Here is a 21,842-nt window from a genome sequence, read left to right as displayed (position 1 = left end):
AAAAAAACAAACATTGGCCGCATTTGTTTCCCTTTTCGGTTTACGATATAATACGTGATTCTGTTAAGTAAGGCGATTTTAGAAGTCATCGATTCATAGAACTTTTTTTCAAAAAGTTCCATTTCCTCCTGAATAGGTTTTTTTATTTGTGAGGTGATGTTCATCGCATTCAAATATACAATAATGGAATCGTTTGAAAAATTTTTTTAATTTTGATTAAACCTTTTTAAAAAAAATAGCTCTTACAAAAGAAACCTTAAAAAATGAGATTATGAAAACAACAAAAATTATTTTAGGACTGGCATTAGCTTTTTCTATTTTTAGCTGTAGCAAAGATGATAATGGTAGTTCTTCCATTAGTGCTTCAGATGCTGCAACAAGTGCAAAATTAGACATCATGAATGATGATGTTTCTAAAATTGTAGAAGATCAATTAACTACATCAGACGGAATTTCAGGAAAAACGAATGAAACTGTTCAAACTGCAGATGCATTTTTACCACCATGTGCAACAGTAACCAGAGTTCCGGCTTTTGGAACCGTAATTACACCAGGAACTACAATCACAAAAACTATTGACTTTGGAACAACTGGTTGCCCGCTTCCAAACGGAAATGTTTTAAGAGGCGTAATTGTAATGACATTTACTTATCAACCAGATGCAACTTCACACACAATAACTTATACTTTCCAGGATTTTTATCACAATGCCATAAAATTTAATGGCACCAAGACTTTTACCAGAGTAATGGCAACTAGCACAGTAAATCCAAATGTTCATCCTATAGTTACTATGAATATGGATATGACAGCAACTTTACCAAATGGTGATATTGTTACTCGTGTTGGACAAAGAGTGAGAGAAATTATTGAAGGCTATGCAACTGAAATTTGGTTGGATAATATTTATCAAATTACAGGTGAATGGACAACAACTTTCCCAAATGGTGGTGTTCAGACAAGTACAATCACAACTCCTTTAAGAATTAGAATGAACTGTCCGAATATTGTTAGAGGTGTAATTACAATTGTTAGAAATGACAATACTGCAACTCTTGATTATGGAGATGGAGAATGTGATAATCTTGCGACTTTCACTATAAATGGAACTTCTCATATAATTACTTTAGGAGGAAACTAAAAGCGGTTTTCCATCTTACTAAAAACTCCCTAATTTTAATAAAATTAGGGAGTTTTTTATGATTTATTAGCTAATTGCCCACAAGCGGCATCAATATCTTTTCCGCGGCTACGGCGGACTTTTGCTACAATATCATTTTTTGCCAAAGCCTTAATGTAATTATCAATTGCTTCGTCAGATGTTTGTTGGAATTCGCCGTCATCTATTGGATTGTATTCAATCAAGTTGACTTTACAAGGAACGTATTTACAGAATTTAACCAAGGCCTCAATAGAAGCTTTATCATCGTTAATGCCTTTCCAAACCACATATTCATAGGTGATTTTGCTTTTGGTTTTTTGATACCAATATTGCAAAGCTTCTTTCAATTCGGGCAATTGAAAGTTTTTAGTAAACGGCATAATATGATTTCTTGTTTCTTCAATAGCAGAATGCAATGAAACTGCCAACTTGAATTTCACATCGTCATCTGCCATCTTTTTAATCATTTTTGAAACTCCTGAAGTGGAAACCGTAATCCGTTTTGGAGACATTCCCAAACCCTCATTTGAAGTAATCATATTTATTGCTTTTATGACATTGTTGTAATTCATCAATGGCTCGCCCATTCCCATAAAAACAATGTTAGAAAGTGGTCGGTTATAATACAAACGGCTTTCTCTATCAATAGCAACAACCTGGTCGTAGATTTCTCCCGGTTCCAGATTCCGCATTCTTTTTAAACGTGCTGTCGCGCAAAAATTACAATCTAGACTACAACCAACCTGGCTCGAAACACAAGCTGTAGTTCTGGTTTCTGTCGGAATCAAAACACTTTCTACAATCAAACCATCGTGAAGCCGGACTGCATTCTTTACTGTTCCATCTTCACTGCGCTGCATAGTGTCAACCTCAATATGATTAATCACAAAGTTATTTTCGAGCATCAATCGCGTTTCTTTGGAAACATTTGTCATGTCTTCAAAATTGTGTGACGCTTTGCTCCAAAGCCATTCATAAACCTGATTGCCACGAAATGCTTTGTCGCCATTAGCCACAAAAAAAACGCGTAATTGTTCTTTGGTTAAACTTCGGATGTCTTTTTTCTCGATTTCCATGGTGCAAATTTAGGCTAATTTGATTACTTCTTAATTTGTATTTTTGTAAAAAATAAAATCATGCATTTCCTTTCTGAAGAATTAGATACTTATGTAACCGTTCATTCACAGGACGAACCTGAATTGTTAGCACAATTAAATAAAGAAACACACCAAAAAATATTAGCACCAAGAATGCTCAGCGGTCATTTTCAGGGCAGGGTTTTGAGTATGCTTTCCAAAATTATTCATCCTACCAATATTCTTGAAGTTGGAACTTATACTGGTTATGCTACACTTTGCTTAGCAGAAGGTTTAGCAGAGAACGGAACGATTGACACTTTGGACAATGAAGAAGAATTGTTCGATTTTCAGAGAAAATATTTTGACAAAACCATTTGGGCGAAGCAAATTACGCAGCATTTAGGTGATGCTTTGGATATTATTCCGACACTAAATAAAAAATACGATTTGGTTTTTATCGATGCCGATAAAGAAAATTACATTAATTATTTCCATTTGATTGTTCCGATGATGAACAAAAGTGGAATCATACTTTCGGACAATGTTTTGTGGAGCGGAAAAGTTTTGGAACAAGTAAAACCAGGCGATATTACAACTAAAATTCTTTTAGAATACAATCAATTATTGAAAGAAGATCCAAGAGTAGAAACAGTTTTGCTTCCTATCCGTGATGGATTAACTGTTTCGCGTGTGCTTTAGCTTTTAAAACAATATTTCCAGTATAATTTGTAGCAAATAAATCCGAATGTTGCTCCAAAAACATAACCCGTTAAAATATCTGAAGGGAAATGCAAGCCAAGATAAATTCTGCTATAAGCAAAAATCAAAGGAAACAAAAACAACAAATAACTGTGTTTGTAGTATTTCTTTAAAATCATAAAACCGAAAACCGTTGTCGCCATTGAGTTTGTAGCGTGACCCGAAAAGAAACTAAATGTAGAACTTGATTTTACTACTCTGATAATATGATTAACAGTTTCGTCATTGCAAGGTCGTAAACGATGGAAATACCATTTGAAAAGATTACAAGTTTGGTCACAAACCAATATCAAAACTGCTGTGAAAAGAATGTAAAACCAAAAATTTCTCCAGTCAATTTTCTTTTGCAAAAGATAAAAAACGAACAAAAATATTGGTATCCAATAAGCTTGCTTTGTAATAACCAGCCACAAACCGTCAAAGGTTTCAGAACCTAAGCCATTTAAGAAAATCAGAAGTTCTTTATCAAGCTGAATAATTTTTTCCAGCATTATTGTTGTCTTTTTATTGGTCCGGTCAAATCTTCAATATCTTCTTTTGTTTTGGTAACTTCCGGTAGAATATTTGTATCTAAATTTGATTTTACTTTTTCAACCTCATCGGTAAAGGTTGATGTCAATTCTCTCATTGAAGTATCTATACCATTGGCTTCCGCTCCTTTTTGGATTTCACTTTTGATTTCGTTAGTCGCGTTTTTTAATTGTGCCATTGCTTTTCCCATAGTTCTTGCTATATCAGGAATCTTTTCTGAACCAAAAAGCATTAACGCAATGAAAATAATAAGGATTAATTCGCCACCACCAATTCCAAACATAGTTCTAATTTTTTCTAAATGAGTTGCAAAGTTACTTAAATTGCTATTATTTTTTTAATATTTCTAAATATTTAGTCGCTAAATCCGAGAAGATAAAACGAGCCATTATTTTATTTTTGGCATTCAAAGCCTCAGCCAGTTTTGGGTCTTCAACAGCATAATACCAAAACCCTCTGAGATAATCCTTTGGGATTTTTAAATTTTCTAAAAAAAATTCCTCTTTGAAGTAATATTCTATTTTCTGCAACAATTTTTCTTTTTTCTCAACCGCTAATTCTTTCTTCAGCATGGTTGTTCTTCCAGAAATAGCATTCAATAGAGGATCGAGGCTCATTGCTCCTCCAAAACCAATTTTCCCATCTAAGTCTGTTGCCGCTTTTAACTTTCTTTCTGCAGGTGTATATACTTTTGCAGGTTTTTGCAATATTCCCAACGAAACTGCATTAATGTTTGAATACTGTTTGATTTCAACCTCATCAAGCGGATTGACTTTTACTTCTAAACTTACAACATAAAGCTGTTTGGTTAAATCATTTTCAGTTATTATTGCTTTTTTTGTTACTATTTGCTGACCCGAAAATTGCAATGTGTCACCCACTTTCACAAACATCGAAAAATTTCCGTTTTTATCTGTTGTCGTTGTTGACTCCGAACGTAAATTAGCCACATAAACGTCATTTAATTCTTTGATTTGGGAAGCTATTTTTCCTTTTAACAAAGTTAACGTTGATGTTTGGGCAAAAGTCTGGGCAAAAAATAAAAATATAATTATACTTTTAAATAACTTCATTATTCTAATTTTACGATGTAAAAATATCTTTTAGATTACTAAAAGTATATAATCTTTTGTTAAAAGAAACAAATCACAACTAATGAAAAAAATGATTATAGCCAGCACTTCTACCATTCATGGTGGAGGTTATTTAGAATACTTGTTACCAACTTTAGAAGTTCATTTCAGCCATTGCGCCGAAATACTTTTCGTTCCGTATGCTCGTCCGGGCGGAATTTCACATGATGATTATACTGCAACAGTTAGTTCGGCTTTCGCCAAAATAAATAAAGCTGTAAAAGGTTTGCATGAATTTGAAAATCCGACAGAAGCAATTCAGAATGCACAGGGAATTTTCACTGGCGGCGGGAACACTTTTTTATTGGTAACGCAGTTATATCAAAACAATGTGATGGAAGTGTTGGCAAAAGTTGTCGAAAATGGAACACCTTATTTAGGCTCAAGCGCAGGTAGCAATATTACCGGATTGAGTATGCAAACTACGAATGACATGCCCATCATTTATCCGCCAAGTTTTAAAACTTTGGGATTGATTCCATTCAATTTGAATCCGCACTATCTTGATGCCGATTTGCAGAGCAAACACATGGGTGAAACCCGCGAAACCAGAATCAAAGAATTCCATGCTTTTAATGAAACGCCGGTTTTAGGCTTGCGCGAAGCAAGCTGGCTTGAAGTAACTGGCGAAAAAATAATTTTAAAAGGAACTTTATCTGCTCGTTTGTTCAGGCAAAATCAACCTCCGCAAGAATTAGAACCTGAAACTGATTTGTCCTGGATTAAATAACACGCGTTAGTGATTGGAGCAAAGTGCCATGCACTGCGGAAAGCGCGACCCGAAGGGAAACGCCCAAATAAAAATAAAAAAAAGAACATGTTAAAAATTTTATCAGGATTTTTTATAATCGGCAGCCTTATATTTTCTTCAAATTTTATTCGTTTTAATAAAAATCATTTAAAGCCAAATAATGATACTATAGTGTGGTCGGGTAAAAATCGATTGACATGGGATGATTTTAAAGGATCTCCGGATAATCCAAAGGTGTATGTAAAAGCCAATACTGCATCTGGAATATATGCTAAACAAATACGCGTAGCAGGAAAGGTAAAAATCCGAAAATATAAAATCCAGTCCTATTTTATGAAAAATAATTCCTGGACAAAAGTTCATGATGAAAAAGTTTTAAAACATGAACAACTCCATTTTGACATTACTGAATTGTATGCAAGGAAATTGAGAAAGTCTTTTGATAGTTTAAATACTAAAGGTGTCACTGATAAAATTGTTTATGAAAAAATCTACAATTCAAATTTCACAAAGGCAAATGAATATCAAGATGTATATGACGGCGAAGTTTATTTTAATGAAATCAAACAACAAGAATGGATTGATAAAATAGCTTCTGAATTTCAAAATTTCAAAATGTATGAACTAAAGGAATAATAATATCACCACAACGTAAAAGAAAAAAGTCCCAAACTTTCGTTTGAGACTTTTAGAGCGGAAGACGAGGCTTCCCGTCTAGTTCTAAAAAACGAGACGGGATAAACTTCTCGCCACAACGTAAAATAAAAAAATCCCAAATCTTTCGATTTAGGATTTTGGAGCGGAAGACGAGGCTCGAACTCGCGACAACCAGCTTGGAAGGCTGGAGCTCTACCAACTGAGCTACTTCCGCATTACTTATTGGTGGGTGCAAATATAGAGAATAACATTCTTTCGATGCAAATTTTTTTAAAAAAAAATATCTACAAACGTTAATTCGTTTAAAATGAAAAAGTTGTGACTTTGCAATCACAACTTTCTATATTGGTTTATTCTAAAATAAGTAACTATGCGCTTAATCGGGAAACGATTTCTTTGCATTTTGAAGGATGATAAAGGAATAAACATGATTTATCTTTAATCACGTTAATAATCTTTGCGTTCATTTCAACAGGAATTGCTGGACAACCCTGGCTTCTTCCTAATCTTTTGTTTTGTTTTATAAACGATTCCGAAACATAATCAGCACCGTGTACTACAACAGCTCTTTCTCTCGCATTATCATTTAGTCCTTTTTCAAGCCCGTCTAATTTTAATGACATTCCGTGTTTACCGTTATATATTTCACCCGTAGCATAAAATCCGATACTGCTTTGGAAAGATTCTGCCTGGTTTGAAAATTGCTTAGCAAATTCTTCACCAGTATTTCTTCCGTGAGCTACCAGCGTTTGGAACAATATGATTTTTTTATCTAAATCAATTACCCAAAGACGTTTCGTATTTGATGACAAGCTGAAATCAACTAAGGTTAAGATATTTTTTTGAACAATGCCTTTTTCTTTTAGCTTATAAAATCCATCTAAAGCTAAATTAAAACAATCAAAACTAGGCAATACAAAAGAGTTTGCATCTATTTGATTGTAAATAGACACATTTTTTAAAACAGCAGTAGTTTCTGTTTTGATACTAATTTTTTTGGAATTTGTTTTGTTTGGAAGATTCGTAAACGACATCAACAAAACAACAAAAAATAGGGGAAAAAACTTATAATTCATTGATAATAATAGGTTTAAAAATTAGACTTGGTTCTGCAAACATAAAGCAAATATTGAAAAATAAAAATATTTTAACCTTTATTAAGCTAAACTTAAGGTAGTAACTTGTTGTTTTTGAATGATTTTATAAATTTCAAAAGTTGCAAATATGAATTAATTATTTACATTTGTTCGACTAACTACATCACCAATGCCCAAGTATTCATGCTATCTTATTTGCATAATTTTGCTTTTTACAGGCATAATGTTTGGTCAAAAAAAGACTCTTCAGACTCAATTTACCAGCGAAAAAATCACAATTGACGGAAAATTTGATGAGAAAGCCTGGAAATCTGCTCAGGTTGCAACAGATTTTGTAATGTATGCTCCCTATAATGGTGTGCCAATTCCTCCTGAGAAAAATACAGAAGTAAAAATCATTTATACAAATGAAGCTATTTATGTTGCTGCAACACTATATGATGATCATCCGACTGACATTTCCAGGGAACTAACCGAACGGGATAACTTTGCTACAGCCGACCATTTTGGAATACAGCTTAATGGATATAATGATGGACAACAAGAGTTTCGGTTTTTTGTTAGTGCTGCCGGCGTTCAAATAGATGTTTTTTATACCGAAGCCAACGGAGAGGATTATTCATGGAATGCCATTTGGGAAAGCAAAACGCAGATTACCAATTTTGGCTGGGTTGCTGAAATGAGAATACCTTATGCTGCTTTGCGTTTTTCGACAGAAAAGAAACAAACCTGGGGTTTAAATTTTTATAGAGAAATCAGACGCGATAATCAGCAATACAACTGGAATTTAATCCGAAACGAAATAAGCTCTGAGAGTAATCAGGCCGGAATTTTAGAAGGCATCGAAAATATAAAAACGCCAACCAGGTTGTTTTTAATACCTTTTTCTTCTTATTATTTGAATGCGAGTAAGCGTCAAAAAACCTATGGCGAATTAAAAGGCGGATTGGATATTAAGTATGGAATCAATGATGCTTTTACGCTTGATGCCATTTTAATTCCCGATTTTGGCCAAACCAAATTCGACAATGTAGAATTAAACCTTAGTGCATTTGAACAGCAGTTTGATGAAAACAGGCCTTTTTTTACTGAAGGAACGGATTTATTTAGCAAAGGCGATTTACTTTACACCCGAAGAATTGGAGAAAGCCCATCAATTGCATTAGCTGACAACGAAAATATTGATGAATTTCCTGCTACTATAAAATTAATAAACGCCCTGAAAATTTCGGGAAGAACCAAAGGCGGGTTGGGAATTGGTGTTTTAAATGCTGTTACGGAACTAACAAGTGTTGAAGTCAAAAACACCGATACAAATCAAACCAGATTAGAAACTTTAGCTCCGGTAACAAATTATAATGTTTTTGTACTTGACCAACGATTTAATCAGAACTCGTCAATTTCCTTGGCAAATACAAACGTTACGCGTAACGGAGATTTCAGAGACGCGAATGTTACTGCCTTTGCGTGGGATTTAAAAACTAAAACGAATTCATTTCAGGCGCAGGGTAATTTTCAATACAGCCAAATTAATGATGTTGAAGATTCCAATGGTTACAAATCTTATGTTGAATTCAATAAAACAAAAGGAAAATATCGATATGGTATTGGAGGAAATTATGTTTCTAAAGATTATGATAACAATGATTTGGGGATTAATTTTCAAACCCATTACCATTCCTTTTATGGAAATGCCAGTTACCGAATCTTAAAGCCTACTAAAACTTTCAACGTCTTTAGATTAAATTTGAATATTTACTCAGAGTTTGATAATGATTCGGGGAAAACGCAGGCGAATAATTTTAATTTATTCGTGAATTCGAATAATACAAAAAATGATTATTTCGCCTATGGTGTTAATACCCGACCATTTAAAATTTACGATTTCTATGAACCTCGCTCCGTTGATGATTCAAAGTTTGTGATTTATCCCGAAAGCTATGAAACCTGGTTTTATTTTTCATCAAGTTATGTTCGAAAGTTTGCCCTGGATTTTAATCCATCAGTAACCTTTTTTAACGAAAAAGACAGGATGAATTATAGTGTTTTCATAAATCCGAGATATCGTTTCAATGATCATTTGTCTTTAGTTTACAGCTTCAATTTTTCCAGACAGAACAGAAATATTGGTTGGGTTGGATCTGACGAAAATGACAATACGATTTTTGCCAGAAGAACCAGGATCACTTATGTAAATTCACTACAGGGAAAATATTCACTAAATAATAATACGAACCTGAATTTAACTGTTCGTCATTATTGGTCTTATGCTGTAAATCACGACTATTTGACCTTACAGGACGATGGAAGCGTTGAGGATAATTTAGTTTACAACACCAATAAAAATTCCAACCTTAATACCTGGAATCTGGATTTATCTTATTCCTGGTGGTTTGCTCCCGGAAGCCAGGTTTCAGTTTTGTACCGAAACAGTTCTTCTTTATTTAGAAGAGAATACAGTCACCAATTCGACAGTAATTTTAGAGATGCCATCGACAATCAAAACCTGAGTCATGTCTTTTCTATCAGCGTTCGCTATTTCATAGATTATAATTCGTTGAAAAACTCTAAACTTTCCAAATCGTTTACAAAACCAAAGGAAAGAATTCATTTCTAAAACAAATTTTTAGAATTATCTTTGTAGTTCAAAAATATTTTGTGCTATGAATAAAAAAGTAATTCTAATGATATTGGATGGCTGGGGAAAATCTCCCGATCCAAAAGTTTCGGCACCTGATAATGCCAATATCCCATTTATAAATAGTTTATATAAAAAATATCCAAACGCACAACTCAGAACTGATGGTTTAAACGTAGGTTTGCCTGAAGGCCAGATGGGAAATAGCGAAGTTGGCCACATGAATCTTGGCGCTGGCCGAATAATTTATCAGGATTTAGCAAAAATTAATCTTGCCGTTGAAAATAAGACTTTCAATAAAGAAAAAGTAATATCTGATGCTTTCGCTTATGCAAAAGAATTTGGCAAACCGGTTCATTTCCTTGGATTGGTTTCTAATGGCGGTGTTCATTCGCACATCAACCACTTAAAAGGACTCATTGATGCTGCAAACGAGGCTCAGCTGAATAATGTTTTTATCCATGCTTTTACCGATGGTCGTGATGTCGATCCAAAATCGGGAACCGGATTTATCGCAGATATCCAAAATCATATTCAAAATACTTCAGTCAAATTGGCTACAGTAATTGGAAGATATTATGCGATGGATCGTGACAAACGCTGGGAAAGAGTTAAGCTGGCTTATGACTTAATTGTTCACGGAATCGGAGAACATTCAACAGATGCTGTTGCTTCTATAAAGGAAAATTATGCTAAGAATATCACCGACGAGTTTATTCCGCCAACAGTTATGGTAAACGAGCATAACGAACCATTAACTACGATTAAAGAAGGCGATGTTGTGATTTTCTTTAATTTCAGAACCGACCGTGGCCGCCAATTAACAGAAGTGCTTTCGCAAAAAGATCATCCGGAACAAAACATGCACAAAATGAATTTGTATTATGTTACGATGACCAATTATGATGATACTTTCAATAATATTTACCGCATTTTTGACAAGGATAATATCACCGAAACTTTAGGCGAGGTTTTGGAAAAAAACAATAAAAAGCAAATCCGAATTGCCGAAACTGAGAAATATCCACACGTGACATTCTTCTTTTCCGGCGGGCGCGAACATCCTTTTGAAGGTGAAACCCGTATTCTTCGTAACTCACCAAAAGTTGCCACTTATGATTTACAACCAGAAATGAGTGCGTTTGAACTTGCCGATGCTTTGGTTCCTGAATTGCAGAAAAAAGAAGTTGATTTCGTTTGCCTGAATTTTGCCAATGGCGATATGGTTGGTCATACCGGAATTATGGCTGCAGCTATAAAAGCCTGCGAAGCTGTTGATAAATGTGTCGAAAAAGTAATTACGGCAGCACTTGAAAACGGTTATACAACAATTGTAATTGCCGATCACGGAAATTGTGAAACAATGATTAATCCTGACGGATCTCCAAATACGGCGCATACCACGAATCCGGTTCCTATAATTTTGGTAGACCCCGATTTAAAAACCATACACGACGGAATTCTGGGCGACATCGCTCCTACAATTTTGGCTTTAATGGGAATTGAACAGCCTGCTGCAATGACGCAACATTCGTTATTGTAAAAATCAGATTAAAAATTGTATTTTTGCCGACTGAAAAATTGATTTATGATTATTCCAAAAACAGCCGAACAAATTGAATTAATGCGCGAGAGTGCTTTGCTGGTTTCTAAAACATTAGGCGAAGTTGCCAAAGTGATTAAGCCTGGCGTAACTACTTTACACTTAGACAAAATTGCCGAAGAATTCATCAGAGATAATGGTGGAATTCCGGGTTTTCTTGGTCTTTATGGTTTCCCAAATTCACTTTGTATGAGTCCAAACGCTCAGGTTGTTCACGGAATCCCAAATAATGCTCCATTGCAGGAAGGTGATGTGATTTCGGTGGATTGTGGCGTTTTCAAAAATGGTTTTTATGGTGATCATGCGTACTCATTTGAAATTGGAGAAATTGCTCCAGATGTCAAAAAACTTTTAAAAGTTACCAAAGAATCTCTATACGTTGGAATCAGAGAATTCAGAGCCGGAAATCGTGTGGAAGATGTTGGAAATGCTATTCAGAAATATTGCGAATCAAACGGTTATGGTGTAGTTCGTGAACTTGTCGGGCACGGTTTAGGTGAAAAAATGCACGAAGATCCGGAAATGCCAAATTATGGAAAACGCGGTCGCGGAAAATTATTCGTAGAAGGAATGGTTGTCGCTATCGAACCGATGATAAACATGGGAACTAAAAACATCAAACAACTAAAAGACGGCTGGACAATCTTAACCGCTGACGGAAAACCAAGTGCTCATTTTGAACATAATGTTGCTTTGATTAACGGAAAACCTGAATTGCTTTCTACGTTCCAATATATTTATAAGGCATTAGGAATTACTTCTAACGAAGAAGATGAATTCAGAAAAAATCCGTTAGTATTATAATGAAGAAAGCTTTCAAATTCATATTAAATACGATTCCGAGACCGATTCTTATTCGTTTGAGTATTGTAGTTCGTCCAGCATTGGCTTTTTTGTTAAAAGGAGACAAATTCACTGACCCAATTGACGGAAAAAGTTTCAGCATGTTTTTGCCTTATGGATATGGAACACAAAGAAATAATGTGCTTTCTCCAAGTACGCTTTCGCTGGAAAGACACCGATTATTGTGGTTATATCTTCAAAATGAAACTGATTTTTTTACTTCTAAAGAAAAGAAAAAGGTATTGCATTTTGCTCCGGAACAGGAATTCTACAAACGTTTCAAAAAGCAGACTAATATCGATTACACAACAACCGATTTACTTTCTCCGTTAGCCGATGTTAAAGCCGATATTTGTAATTTACCCTTTAAAGACAATACGTATGACATCATTTTCTGCAATCATGTTTTAGAACATATTCCGGATGATACAAAAGCTATGCAGGAATTATATCGTGTATTGAAACCCGGCGGAATGGGAATTTTTCAGATTCCTCAGGACTTGTCAAGAGCTACAACTTTTTCAGATGATACTATTGTTGACCAAAAAGAACGTGCTAAGATTTTTGGGCAATACGATCATGTTCGTGTTTATGGAAGAGATTATTTTGACAAGTTAAGAAGCATTGGTTTCAAAGTTGTTGAAGAGGATTACACCAATAAAATTGCTCCCGAATTAGTTGAAAAATATTGTCTGGCAAAAGGCGAAATCATTCCCGTTTGTTTTAAGTAAAACCTAAGCTATGGCATAATCTTGGTAAGTAAATTTTAGTATCTTTACGAATCAGATTTACCAACTATGCTAAAAAATCTATTTCTCTCCTGCTTATTTTTGATTTCAGCTATTTCATTTTCACAAGTTGAAAGAGAAATTTCTCCACCTTATAATATCAAAACCATAAGTTTTGTTCAAAACAATCAAAATGCAATTCCTGTTTTTCAATTGGGTGATAGTTTTCAATTGCAATTTGATGATTTGTATGGCAATGAAGCCAATTATTATTACACCATAACACATTGCGACTATGATTGGAAACCTTCACAACTCGCAAAATCGGAATACTTAAACGGTTTTGACGACCAACGAATTCAGGATTACACCAATTCCTTTAATTCGCTCCAGATTTATTCGCATTACAAACTTCAATTTCCGAGTAGATTAACTCAATTCAGAGTCAGCGGAAATTATGTAATCAAGATTTTAAACGAAGACAAAGAAGTTGTTTTCACAAGAAAATTTATCCTTTATGAAGAATTAGTTTCGGTACCAGTGCAAATAAAAAGAACCCGGAACTTAACTTTTGTTGAACAAAAACACAATGTGGATTTTGCTATAAAATCGGCAACCATTAATTTCCAAAGCCCGTTAACCAATGTTAAAGTCATGCTGATGCAAAATGGCAAATTTGACAATGCGATAACGAACATCAAACCTCAATATACTATTGCTAACGATTTGATATATAAATACGATTCCGAAACCCAATTCTGGGCCGGAAATGAATTTCATTTTTTTGAAAACAAAGATATTCGGGCTGCTAATAACAGTATTGCTAAAGTTGATTCTAATGCTGGCGTTTATAATGCTCATCTCTATCTAGACCAATCAAAGGCAAATAATCCTTATACTTACTTTCCTGATATCAACGGAAACTATATCGTAAAAAATATCAATGCTGAAAATAATGAAATCGAAGCCGATTATGCCTGGGTTTTCTTCTCGCTATCAGCTCCAAATTTATATGGTACAAAATCAATTTATGTCAATGGCATGTTCAATAATTTTGCCATGAGCGATGAAAACAGAATGGATTATAATGCTGAAAAAGGAGTCTATGAAAAAGCCCTTATGATAAAACAGGGATTTACCAACTATCAATATGTAATCGCAGACAGCAAAGGAAAAATTGATTCAGAAAATGCTGTCGACGGCAACTTTTTCCAAACAGAGAACAACTATTTTGTGTTAGTCTATTATAAGGAAAACAATCAACGATATGACAGAATTATTGGAAGAGGAATCGCAAGTTCTGTTGATATAACTAACTAAAAATTAACACTAAATTATTCTACCGAGCAGTATTTTTTGTAATTTTGACATCGTTTTACAATCTCAATTATGGTTACTCAAATAACAAGAGGCATAAAAATTTCCGTTTTGACTAGTTTTGAAGGTACATACTTCAAGAACTACAAGCTGCATTTTGCCTTTAGTTATGAAATCACCATTGAAAACCACAGTAAAGATTCTGTTCAGTTAAACACCCGTCATTGGGAAATTCTGGATTCACTTAACAATATTGAAGTTGTTGACGGCGAAGGCGTAATTGGTAAAAAACCTGTTTTAAAACCGGGAGAAAAACACACTTACAATTCCGGCTGTCTTTTATCTTCTCCTTTTGGTGCGATGAGTGGATATTTTAATATGATTAATTTCACTACAACCAAAAACTTCAAAGTTATCGTGCCAACTTTTAAATTAAGCGCACCATTTGCTTTGAATTAAAAGTCTTGTTAAAGACAAATTAATCTTTGCCTCCTCTTATTAAAAATTCAAAATTTCCTTTGTACTTTTGTGTCGAATTTAGAAATTCTTAAAAAAGAATCTTTTAAGTTATTCAATTGTCAAATTTTTAATCTTTTCATATTATGCCAAAAGGTTTTTTTCATGTCCCAAAAGCGGTCAATGAACCCGTAAAATCATACGCTCCAAATTCTCCTGAAAAAGCAGCAGTTTTAGCAGCTTACAAAAAAATGTGGAACGAAACCATAGATGTTCCTAACTACATCGGAAGCGAAGAAATTCGCACCGGAAATACCAAAAACATGTCTGCACCGCATGATCACCAACATGTTGTTGGAACGTATCATCTGGCAGAAAAAAAACATATAGAAAAAGCGATTACCTCTGCTCTTGAAGCCCGAAAAAAATGGGCAAATATGGCTTGGGAACAACGTGCTGCTATCTTTTTGAAAGCTGCCGAATTAATCGCCGGACCATATAGAGCAAGGATAAATGCAGCAACAATGATTGCACAATCTAAAACTATTTATCAGGCAGAGATTGATGCTTCCTGCGAATTGATTGACTTCTTACGTTATAACGTAGAATTCATGACGCAGATTTATAATGACCAGCCAAAATCAATTTCTGATGTTTGGAACCGCGTTGAATATCGTCCTTTGGAAGGATTTGTATATGCTATTACACCTTTTAACTTTACTGCAATTGCTGCAAACTTGCCTGCAAGTGCGGCTTTGATGGGAAATGTTGTTGTTTGGAAACCAAGTGACAGCCAGGTATTTTCTGCAAAAATTATTATTGATGTTTTCAAAGAAGCTGGTGTTCCTGATGGTGTTATCAATGTAGTTTTTGGTGATCCTGTTATGATTACGGATACCATTTTGGCTCATCCTGATTTTGCCGGAATTCATTATACTGGTTCAACATTTGTTTTCAAGGAAATCTGGAAAAAAATCGGAACTAACATTCATACTTATAAAACCTATCCAAGAATCGTTGGAGAAACTGGTGGGAAAGATTTTGTTTTGGCGCATCCAAGTGCAAATGTAAAACAGGTTGTTACCGGAATTACGCGTGGTGCTTTTGAATTCCAGGGACAAAAATGTTCAGCTGCTTCAAGAGCTTATATTCCACAAAGTTTGTGGCCAGCTGTTAAAGAGCAATTGATCACTGATGTGAAATCTATGAAAATGGGTTCGCCGGAATATTTTGAAAACTTTATTACAGCCGTTATCCATGAAGGTTCTTTTGACAAATTGGCGAAAGCTATAGACCAGGCTAAACAAGATGCTGATGCCGAAATCATTGTTGGTGGAAATTATGACAAATCAAAAGGTTATTTCATTGAACCAACCGTAATTGTTACAACCAATCCAAAATATGCCACTATGGAAACGGAACTTTTTGGACCTGTGATGACGATTTATGTTTATGATGACAAGAAATGGGCAGAAACATTAGAGTTGGTTGACGGAACTTCAGAATATGCTTTGACAGGAGCCATTTTCAGTCAGGATCGCTATGCAATTCAGGAAGCAACTACTACGTTGCAAAACAGTGCCGGAAACTTCTACATTAATGACAAACCAACCGGAGCCGTTGTTGGAATGCAGCCATTTGGCGGAGCAAGAGCTTCGGGGACTAATGACAAAGCGGGTTCAATGCAGAATTTATTGCGTTGGGTTTCTCCACGAACTATCAAAGAAACTTTTGTTACTCCAGAAGATTATCGTTACCCATTTTTAGGAGAATAATTCCAACCTTGTCATTTTGACGAAGGAAAAATCTAAAGTCCAGGCAAATAGCTTGGACTTTTTTTATACATTTGATGTTGAATAACTTAAATCCCGATTTGTCAAAAAACTTAATTATGAAAATAAAACTACTCGCATTTTTACTTTTACTAACTACCATAACTTTTTCTCAGGTTAATTCATTTTACGGAACTAATAATTCCATTTTTAGTACACTGACTTCTGTAACACCTTTGACTCATGGCGCTGGTGGCACAAACCAAACCTGGAATTTTGGTTCGTTACTTTCTGTTGGCACTTCCGTTTATACTTATGTAGCACCAACAGTTTCAGAGACCACAACATATCCTGGAACAACCAATGTTATTGTAACAAACACAACTGAAGGAACCACTACGACTACAGGAAGAATGTTTACTAAAAACACTGCAGGTAACACCCTTTCCATAACTGGATTGAATGGCACTGATTTGAATATTAATTTTTCAACTAATAATGCCACTCTTGGGGTTTTCCCGATGGCTTATGGCTATACCAATACTGATAGTAATGTAGCCGGCACGTATGATTACACAACTTATTCAGGAACATTTACCGGGACATTAGTGACAACTGTTGATGCTACAGGCACATTGAATTTAATTGATTTTGGCTATTCTGCAAACGTAACCCGGCTAAAGACTGTCTTGACTCTTTCTTTGAATTCTTTTCCTTTTTCAAATGTCGGAACCGTAACTCAAACATCATACAGCTATTATGACCCAACAGATACATTAAACAATCCGGCTTTTAGGAGTGTAAATATGGTTATAGTTGTTCCATTGCTATCAATTAATCAGGACAATACATCTCTTGAAAAATTCAATACTATTTTAGCAGCTCCAAGTTCAGAATTACAAACAGTTTGGATTCAGAACCCAATTCAGAATACTATAGAAATCAACACATCAAATACAATTGATAATGCCAATATCAGCGTTACTGATATGCTCGGAAAAACTATTTATCAGGCGAAAAACGAAACCATAAACGGCACATTTGAAATCCCGGTTTCGTTGACCAAGGGAATTTATCTGATTAATATTGGCAATGAAAATGGAAGTATAACGAAGAAGATTGTTAAGAGTTAATACTAAAAAAGTCCTCTCGTTTCAGAACGAGAGGACTTTTTTATGCTTTAAATTTCAACGGCAAATGCACCACTTTTTTGGTTTCAAAGAATTCGTCTTTAAAGAATTCTGAAATATTATATTCGGTTGTTTTTGGAAAATCCTTTAGTTCTTCCGTCAAATCGCCACCTTTCAAATAAAGAATTCCATTAGATAGTTGATGCTTGTTTTGTTTTTTGATTTTATCTTTTATCCAGGAAACAAAATCGGACATATTGGTTACAGCACGACTAACAATAAAATCATAATCGCCTTTTACGTTTTCGGCACGCATTTGCTCGGCTTTGACATTTTTTAATTCTAGAGCTTCAGCAACAGCTTTTACCACGTTGATTTTTTTCAGAATAACATCTATCAGATAAAAACGCGTTTCAGGAAACAAAATTGCCAACGGAATTCCGGGAAAACCACCACCAGTTCCAACGTCCAGAACATAAGTTCCTGGTTCAAATGGCTGAATTTTGGCAATAGCCAGCGAATGCAAAACGTGTTTCGTGTACAATTCGTCGATATCTTTTCGGGAAATTACATTTATTTTAGCATTCCAATCCTGATACAAAGATTCCAGTTTTTGAAACTGTAGTATTTGATTTTCAGTAAGGTTAGGAAATTGCCTCACAATTTCTTCCATAAGTTGAATTTTCAACAAAAATACTCTTTTAGTTGATAAAAATTGGTTAATATCAACTACAAAAAAATTATAATAAGTACATTTGAGGAAAATTTTGAATATTGAAAAATATGAATCCTACAACACCTATATTTTCTAAAATTGATTCGCTTAAATTCTTTAGGACACTGAATTCCCGTGTAAATAACTACTTCAAAGAAAACAATCTTGACAGAACCGGGAACTGGAAATTGCACTTAAAAACGATAGTGATGTTTTCAATTTTCCTGACGCCTTATTTCTTTTTACTAGCGATGGATATGCCATTTTGGGTTTATCTTCTGCTCAATGTTGTTATCGGGATTGGAATGGCTGGTGTTGGAATGAATGTGATGCACGATGGAAACCACGGCGCTTATTCTTCCAAATCCTGGGTGAATAAATTTATGGGTGGAAGCATTTACATTCTTGCCGGAAATGTTTACAATTGGCAGGTACAGCATAATGTTTTGCATCATACTTATACTAATATTTTAGGGCATGACGAAGATTTAGAAGCAGGAAGGATTATGCGTTTTACCAAAGAAGCAAAATGGTATAAATTACATAAATTTCAGCATTTCTATTCTGTTTTCTTATATGGATTGCTAACTTTCAATTGGGCAATAACTACCGATTTTCTTCAAATGAAACGCTATTTGAAAAGAGATTTATCTTACGGTGAATTCAAAAAACCAGCTATTCGTTGGACGACTTTAATTATCACGAAAGTGATTTATTTCTCTATTTGGATAGTAGCGCCAATGGTTATGGGAATCACATGGTGGAAAGTAGTTTTAGGATTTTTAGTAATGCATTACACAGCCGGAGTTATCTTGAGTGTGGTGTTTCAATTGGCTCACGTTGTTGAAGAGACTGAAAACCCAATTCCGGATGCCAATGGCGAAATCGAAAATACCTGGGCTATTCACCAATTATTTACTACGGCGAATTTTGCTCCAAAAAACTGGTTAGTAAACTATTATACCGGCGGATTAAATCACCAGGTTGAGCACCATTTGTTCCCAAATATCAGCCATGTTCACTATGGCAAAATTGCAGAAATTGTAAAACAAACAGCAGCAGAATGCGAACTTCCATATTACGAGTTTAAAACTACCCGAGCAGCTATTGCTTCACATTTCAAACATTTAAGGGAGCTTGGAAGACAACCACAATTAGCCTAATTTATACCAAAAGACGCCTTTATTGGCGTCTCTTTATTTAACCTAATCAAAGCACACAATGAGTATTTTATCTGACAGAATCAATAATTTATCTACATCACAAACTCTGGCAATGGCAGCATTAGCAAGAGAATTAAAAGCCCAGGGAAAAGATATCATCAGTTTAAGTTTGGGTGAACCCGATTTCAATACACCCGATTTTATCAAAGAAGCCGCTAAAAAAGCAATTGATGAAAACTATAGCACATATACTCCGGTTGACGGTTACATGGAATTGAAGGAAGCCATTTGCAGAAAATTCAAACGCGATAACAATTTAGATTACAAACCGGCAAACGTTGTGGTTTCGACTGGCGCTAAACAATCATTATATAACATTGCGCAAGTAATGCTGAATGATGGTGACGAAGTAATCCTTCCTGCACCTTATTGGGTTTCGTATTATGAAATTATAAAGTTATCCGGCGGGATTCCGGTTGAAGTGCCGACTTCTGTAGATACCGATTTCAAAATAACTCCTGAGCAACTGGAAAAAGCGATTACGCCAAAAACCAAAATGATGTGGTTTAGTTCGCCTTGTAATCCAAGCGGTTCCGTTTATAATCGTGAAGAACTTACAGCTATTGGTAAAATTTTAGAAAAATATCCGAACATTTATATTGTTTCCGACGAAATCTACGAACACATTAATTTCTCCGGAACTTTTTGCAGCATTGGTTCAATTCCTGGATTGTTTGAAAGAACAATTACTGTAAATGGTGTTGCCAAAGCATTCGCTATGACTGGATGGAGAATCGGTTATATTGGAGCACCCGAATTTATTGCTAAAGCGTGTACCAAAATGCAGGGACAAGTAACTTCAGGAGCAAATTCTATTGCACAAAGAGCTACTATTACTGCTGTTGAAGCTGATCCAAAAGTGTTAAACGAAATGGTAGCTGCTTTTAAAAACCGCAGAGATTTGGTTGTTGGTTTAACCAAAGTTATTCCGGGATTAAAACTAAATGTCCCTGAAGGAGCATTTTATGTTTTTCCAGATGTTTCGTCATATTTTGGCAAAACATTACACGGAAAATTGATTAACAATGCCGACGATTTTTCGATGTATTTATTATCCGAAGCCAATGTTGCAACAGTAACAGGTGATGCTTTCGGCAATCCAAACTGCATCCGAATTTCTTACGCAACCAGTGAAGAATTATTAACCGAAGCTTTCAAAAGAATTAAGGAAGCTTTATCTTAAATCATACTTATGAGAAAAATTATTTCAATTCTTGCTCTTTTTGTTTGCATTTCTGTGAATGCTCAAGACAAACCAAAAACACAAATTGTTGAAGCTGCCTGTGGTCAATGCCAATTCGGAATGAAAGGCAAAGCTGGCTGCGATTTAGCTGTTCGCATTGGCGATAAATCATATTTCGTAGACGGAACCGACATTCATAAACATGGCGATGCTCACGCCGCAGATGGATTTTGCTCGGCTGTCAGAAAAGCTGAAGTTGTTGGCGAAGTAAAAAATGATCGTTTCGTAGTAACTGAATTCAAATTGCTTCCAGTAGCGGCGGTCGATCCACACGCAGGACACCAACATTAAAATATAAGCGTCCCGATTAAATCGGGACGCTTTTTTTATGGATTGGATTTAAATTGTAAATTTGGAATATGAATCTAATCATCCAAAACATCTCAAAACTCATCTCTTTAACTCCAGAAGAAGAGCTGCATTTTTTATCTAAAACAGAAACCAGACAGTACAAAGCAAAGACGATTCTTCAAAATGCCGGACAGGTTTGCAAGGAAGGTTATTTTGTGAATTCCGGTTTGTTGCGAAGTTTTAATATCAATGACAATATTGTAGAACATGTAATGAGTTTTGCCTGCGAAGGCTGGTGGATTAGCGATATGTATAGTTTGCTTTCGCAAAAGCCCGGCAATCTTTTTATTGAAGTTTTAGAAGATGCCGAAGTTGTTGTTTTGTCCAAAGAAAATCAGGATCAATTGTATCTTGAAATCCCAAAGCTGGAACGTTTTTTCCGCATCTTAATCGAAAATTCCCTGGTTGCAAATCAGGAGCGTTTGATGGATAACCTAAGTTTAACTGCCGAAGAACGTTTTGAAAAATTCTGCAAAAAATATCCCGGCTTAATCCAAAAAGTTCCTCAAAAACAAATCGCTTCTTTCATTGGTGTCACCCCGGAATTCTTTAGTAAAATGAAAGCGCGGATGCTTAAAAAATAGTTATCCGTTATCTGTTGTGTGTTCAAAACACAGAACCGAAAACTTTCTTAATCTAGGTTAAGTACTTCCT

At 35.0% G+C, this 21,842-nt stretch carries 22 protein-coding genes, 1 tRNA gene and 1 pseudogene; 16 read left to right on the top strand and 8 right to left on the bottom strand.

Annotation, left to right across the window (positions count from 1 at the left end):
* Positions 1–164: pseudogene (locus tag ABIQ27_RS05845) on the bottom strand (polyprenyl synthetase family protein); the annotation flags it as partial.
* A gap of 107 nt (positions 165–271) precedes the next feature.
* On the opposite strand from ABIQ27_RS05845, the gene ABIQ27_RS05840 reads away from it, so the two are divergent.
* Positions 272–1,141 (top strand): hypothetical protein, encoded by an 870-nt coding sequence (locus ABIQ27_RS05840; protein ID WP_348032845.1) that lies wholly within the window; start codon positions 272–274, stop codon positions 1,139–1,141.
* A gap of 56 nt (positions 1,142–1,197) precedes the next feature.
* Here the strand turns inward: ABIQ27_RS05840 and rlmN are convergent, their stop codons facing one another.
* A complete protein-coding gene (rlmN, locus tag ABIQ27_RS05835; protein WP_348032844.1) occupies positions 1,198–2,238 on the bottom strand; it encodes a 23S rRNA (adenine(2503)-C(2))-methyltransferase RlmN in 1,041 nt (346 codons plus the stop codon).
* Positions 2,239–2,298: 60 nt separating this feature from the next.
* Between rlmN and ABIQ27_RS05830 the strand changes: the two genes are divergently transcribed.
* Positions 2,299–2,940 carry an O-methyltransferase gene (locus ABIQ27_RS05830; protein WP_348032843.1) on the top strand — a complete coding sequence of 214 codons (642 nt, stop codon included), beginning with the start codon at positions 2,299–2,301 and terminating at the stop codon, positions 2,938–2,940.
* Here ABIQ27_RS05830 and ABIQ27_RS05825 read toward each other — a convergent pair.
* The 3 genes from ABIQ27_RS05825 to ABIQ27_RS05815 are packed head-to-tail and all read right to left on the bottom strand — an operon-like array spanning position 2,937 to position 4,604.
* Entirely contained in the window at positions 2,937–3,491 is a 555-nt protein-coding gene (locus tag ABIQ27_RS05825) for a phosphatase PAP2 family protein (protein ID WP_348032842.1), read from the bottom strand. The two genes, ABIQ27_RS05830 and ABIQ27_RS05825, sit on opposite strands and share 4 nt — an antisense overlap.
* Positions 3,491–3,814, bottom strand: a complete 324-nt coding sequence (locus tag ABIQ27_RS05820) for a twin-arginine translocase TatA/TatE family subunit (RefSeq protein ID WP_348032841.1) — start codon at positions 3,812–3,814, stop codon at positions 3,491–3,493. Before ABIQ27_RS05820 ends, ABIQ27_RS05825 begins: the two co-directional genes overlap by 1 nt.
* Positions 3,815–3,860: 46 nt before the next feature.
* A complete protein-coding gene (locus ABIQ27_RS05815; RefSeq protein WP_348032840.1) occupies positions 3,861–4,604 on the bottom strand; it encodes a hypothetical protein in 744 nt (247 codons plus the stop codon).
* An 82-nt stretch (positions 4,605–4,686) separates the two neighbouring features.
* Here ABIQ27_RS05815 and pepE point away from each other — a divergent pair, with 82 nt between their 5' ends.
* Together pepE and ABIQ27_RS05805 are read left to right on the top strand one after the other, a co-directional pair.
* Positions 4,687–5,394 carry a dipeptidase PepE gene (gene pepE / locus ABIQ27_RS05810; RefSeq protein ID WP_348032839.1) on the top strand — a complete coding sequence of 236 codons (708 nt, stop codon included), beginning with the start codon at positions 4,687–4,689 and terminating at the stop codon, positions 5,392–5,394.
* Positions 5,395–5,481: 87 nt separating this feature from the next.
* On the top strand, positions 5,482–6,051 hold the full coding sequence (locus tag ABIQ27_RS05805) for a hypothetical protein (RefSeq protein ID WP_348032838.1): 570 nt from the start codon (positions 5,482–5,484) through the stop codon (positions 6,049–6,051).
* Between the two features lie 159 nt (positions 6,052–6,210).
* On the opposite strand, the gene ABIQ27_RS05800 is transcribed toward ABIQ27_RS05805, so the two are convergent.
* Positions 6,211–6,286: transfer RNA gene (locus tag ABIQ27_RS05800), tRNA-Gly, on the bottom strand.
* A 154-nt stretch (positions 6,287–6,440) separates the two neighbouring features.
* Positions 6,441–7,148, bottom strand: a complete 708-nt coding sequence (locus tag ABIQ27_RS05795) for a murein L,D-transpeptidase catalytic domain family protein (RefSeq protein WP_348032837.1) — start codon at positions 7,146–7,148, stop codon at positions 6,441–6,443.
* A gap of 244 nt (positions 7,149–7,392) precedes the next feature.
* Between ABIQ27_RS05795 and ABIQ27_RS05790 the strand changes: the two genes are divergently transcribed.
* The 8 genes from ABIQ27_RS05790 to ABIQ27_RS05755 all read left to right on the top strand — a co-directional run bounded on the left by ABIQ27_RS05790 (position 7,393) and on the right by ABIQ27_RS05755 (position 17,659).
* On the top strand, positions 7,393–9,786 hold the full coding sequence (locus ABIQ27_RS05790; protein WP_348032836.1) for a DUF5916 domain-containing protein: 2,394 nt from the start codon (positions 7,393–7,395) through the stop codon (positions 9,784–9,786).
* Between the two features lie 46 nt (positions 9,787–9,832).
* The gene (gene gpmI, locus ABIQ27_RS05785) at positions 9,833–11,350 is read left to right on the top strand and encodes a 2,3-bisphosphoglycerate-independent phosphoglycerate mutase (RefSeq protein WP_348032835.1); all 1,518 of its coding nucleotides are present in this window, start codon (positions 9,833–9,835) and stop codon (positions 11,348–11,350) included.
* A gap of 45 nt (positions 11,351–11,395) precedes the next feature.
* Positions 11,396–12,214 (top strand): type I methionyl aminopeptidase, encoded by an 819-nt coding sequence (gene map / locus ABIQ27_RS05780; RefSeq protein WP_348032834.1) that lies wholly within the window; start codon positions 11,396–11,398, stop codon positions 12,212–12,214.
* Positions 12,214–12,984: a methyltransferase domain-containing protein gene (locus tag ABIQ27_RS05775; RefSeq protein ID WP_348032833.1), complete on the top strand. Its 771-nt coding sequence runs from the start codon at positions 12,214–12,216 to the stop codon at positions 12,982–12,984. The genes map and ABIQ27_RS05775 overlap by 1 nt, the downstream gene beginning before the upstream one ends.
* A gap of 66 nt (positions 12,985–13,050) precedes the next feature.
* Positions 13,051–14,301 carry a DUF5103 domain-containing protein gene (locus tag ABIQ27_RS05770; RefSeq protein ID WP_348032832.1) on the top strand — a complete coding sequence of 417 codons (1,251 nt, stop codon included), beginning with the start codon at positions 13,051–13,053 and terminating at the stop codon, positions 14,299–14,301.
* A gap of 69 nt (positions 14,302–14,370) precedes the next feature.
* Entirely contained in the window at positions 14,371–14,757 is a 387-nt protein-coding gene (gene apaG, locus ABIQ27_RS05765; protein WP_348032831.1) for a Co2+/Mg2+ efflux protein ApaG, read from the top strand.
* Positions 14,758–14,900: 143 nt separating this feature from the next.
* Positions 14,901–16,529, top strand: coding sequence for an L-glutamate gamma-semialdehyde dehydrogenase (pruA, locus tag ABIQ27_RS05760; RefSeq protein ID WP_348032830.1), 1,629 nt, complete (start codon positions 14,901–14,903; stop codon positions 16,527–16,529).
* Between the two features lie 116 nt (positions 16,530–16,645).
* Positions 16,646–17,659 (top strand): T9SS type A sorting domain-containing protein, encoded by a 1,014-nt coding sequence (locus ABIQ27_RS05755; RefSeq protein ID WP_348032829.1) that lies wholly within the window; start codon positions 16,646–16,648, stop codon positions 17,657–17,659.
* A gap of 40 nt (positions 17,660–17,699) precedes the next feature.
* Here ABIQ27_RS05755 and rsmG read toward each other — a convergent pair whose 3' ends face one another.
* Positions 17,700–18,329, bottom strand: coding sequence for a 16S rRNA (guanine(527)-N(7))-methyltransferase RsmG (gene rsmG, locus ABIQ27_RS05750; protein ID WP_348032828.1), 630 nt, complete (start codon positions 18,327–18,329; stop codon positions 17,700–17,702).
* Between the two features lie 110 nt (positions 18,330–18,439).
* On the opposite strand from rsmG, the gene ABIQ27_RS05745 reads away from it, so the two are divergent.
* The 4 genes from ABIQ27_RS05745 (at position 18,440) to ABIQ27_RS05730 (ending at position 21,772) form a co-directional block, all read left to right on the top strand.
* Positions 18,440–19,534: an acyl-CoA desaturase gene (locus ABIQ27_RS05745; RefSeq protein ID WP_348032827.1), complete on the top strand. Its 1,095-nt coding sequence runs from the start codon at positions 18,440–18,442 to the stop codon at positions 19,532–19,534.
* 58 nt (positions 19,535–19,592) lie between these two features.
* A complete protein-coding gene (locus ABIQ27_RS05740; protein ID WP_348032826.1) occupies positions 19,593–20,777 on the top strand; it encodes a pyridoxal phosphate-dependent aminotransferase in 1,185 nt (394 codons plus the stop codon).
* 9 nt (positions 20,778–20,786) lie between these two features.
* Positions 20,787–21,128 (top strand): DUF6370 family protein, encoded by a 342-nt coding sequence (locus ABIQ27_RS05735; protein WP_348032825.1) that lies wholly within the window; start codon positions 20,787–20,789, stop codon positions 21,126–21,128.
* A 68-nt stretch (positions 21,129–21,196) separates the two neighbouring features.
* Positions 21,197–21,772, top strand: a complete 576-nt coding sequence (locus tag ABIQ27_RS05730; RefSeq protein ID WP_348032824.1) for a Crp/Fnr family transcriptional regulator — start codon at positions 21,197–21,199, stop codon at positions 21,770–21,772.
* The last annotated feature ends 70 nt before the right edge of the window (positions 21,773–21,842 follow it).

Origin of the sequence: Flavobacterium sp. (assembly GCF_039916025.1) — a bacterium.
In the GTDB taxonomy this organism is placed as follows: Bacteria; Bacteroidota; Bacteroidia; order Flavobacteriales; family Flavobacteriaceae; genus Flavobacterium.
This window is presented reverse-complemented; position numbering and strand designations above follow the sequence as displayed.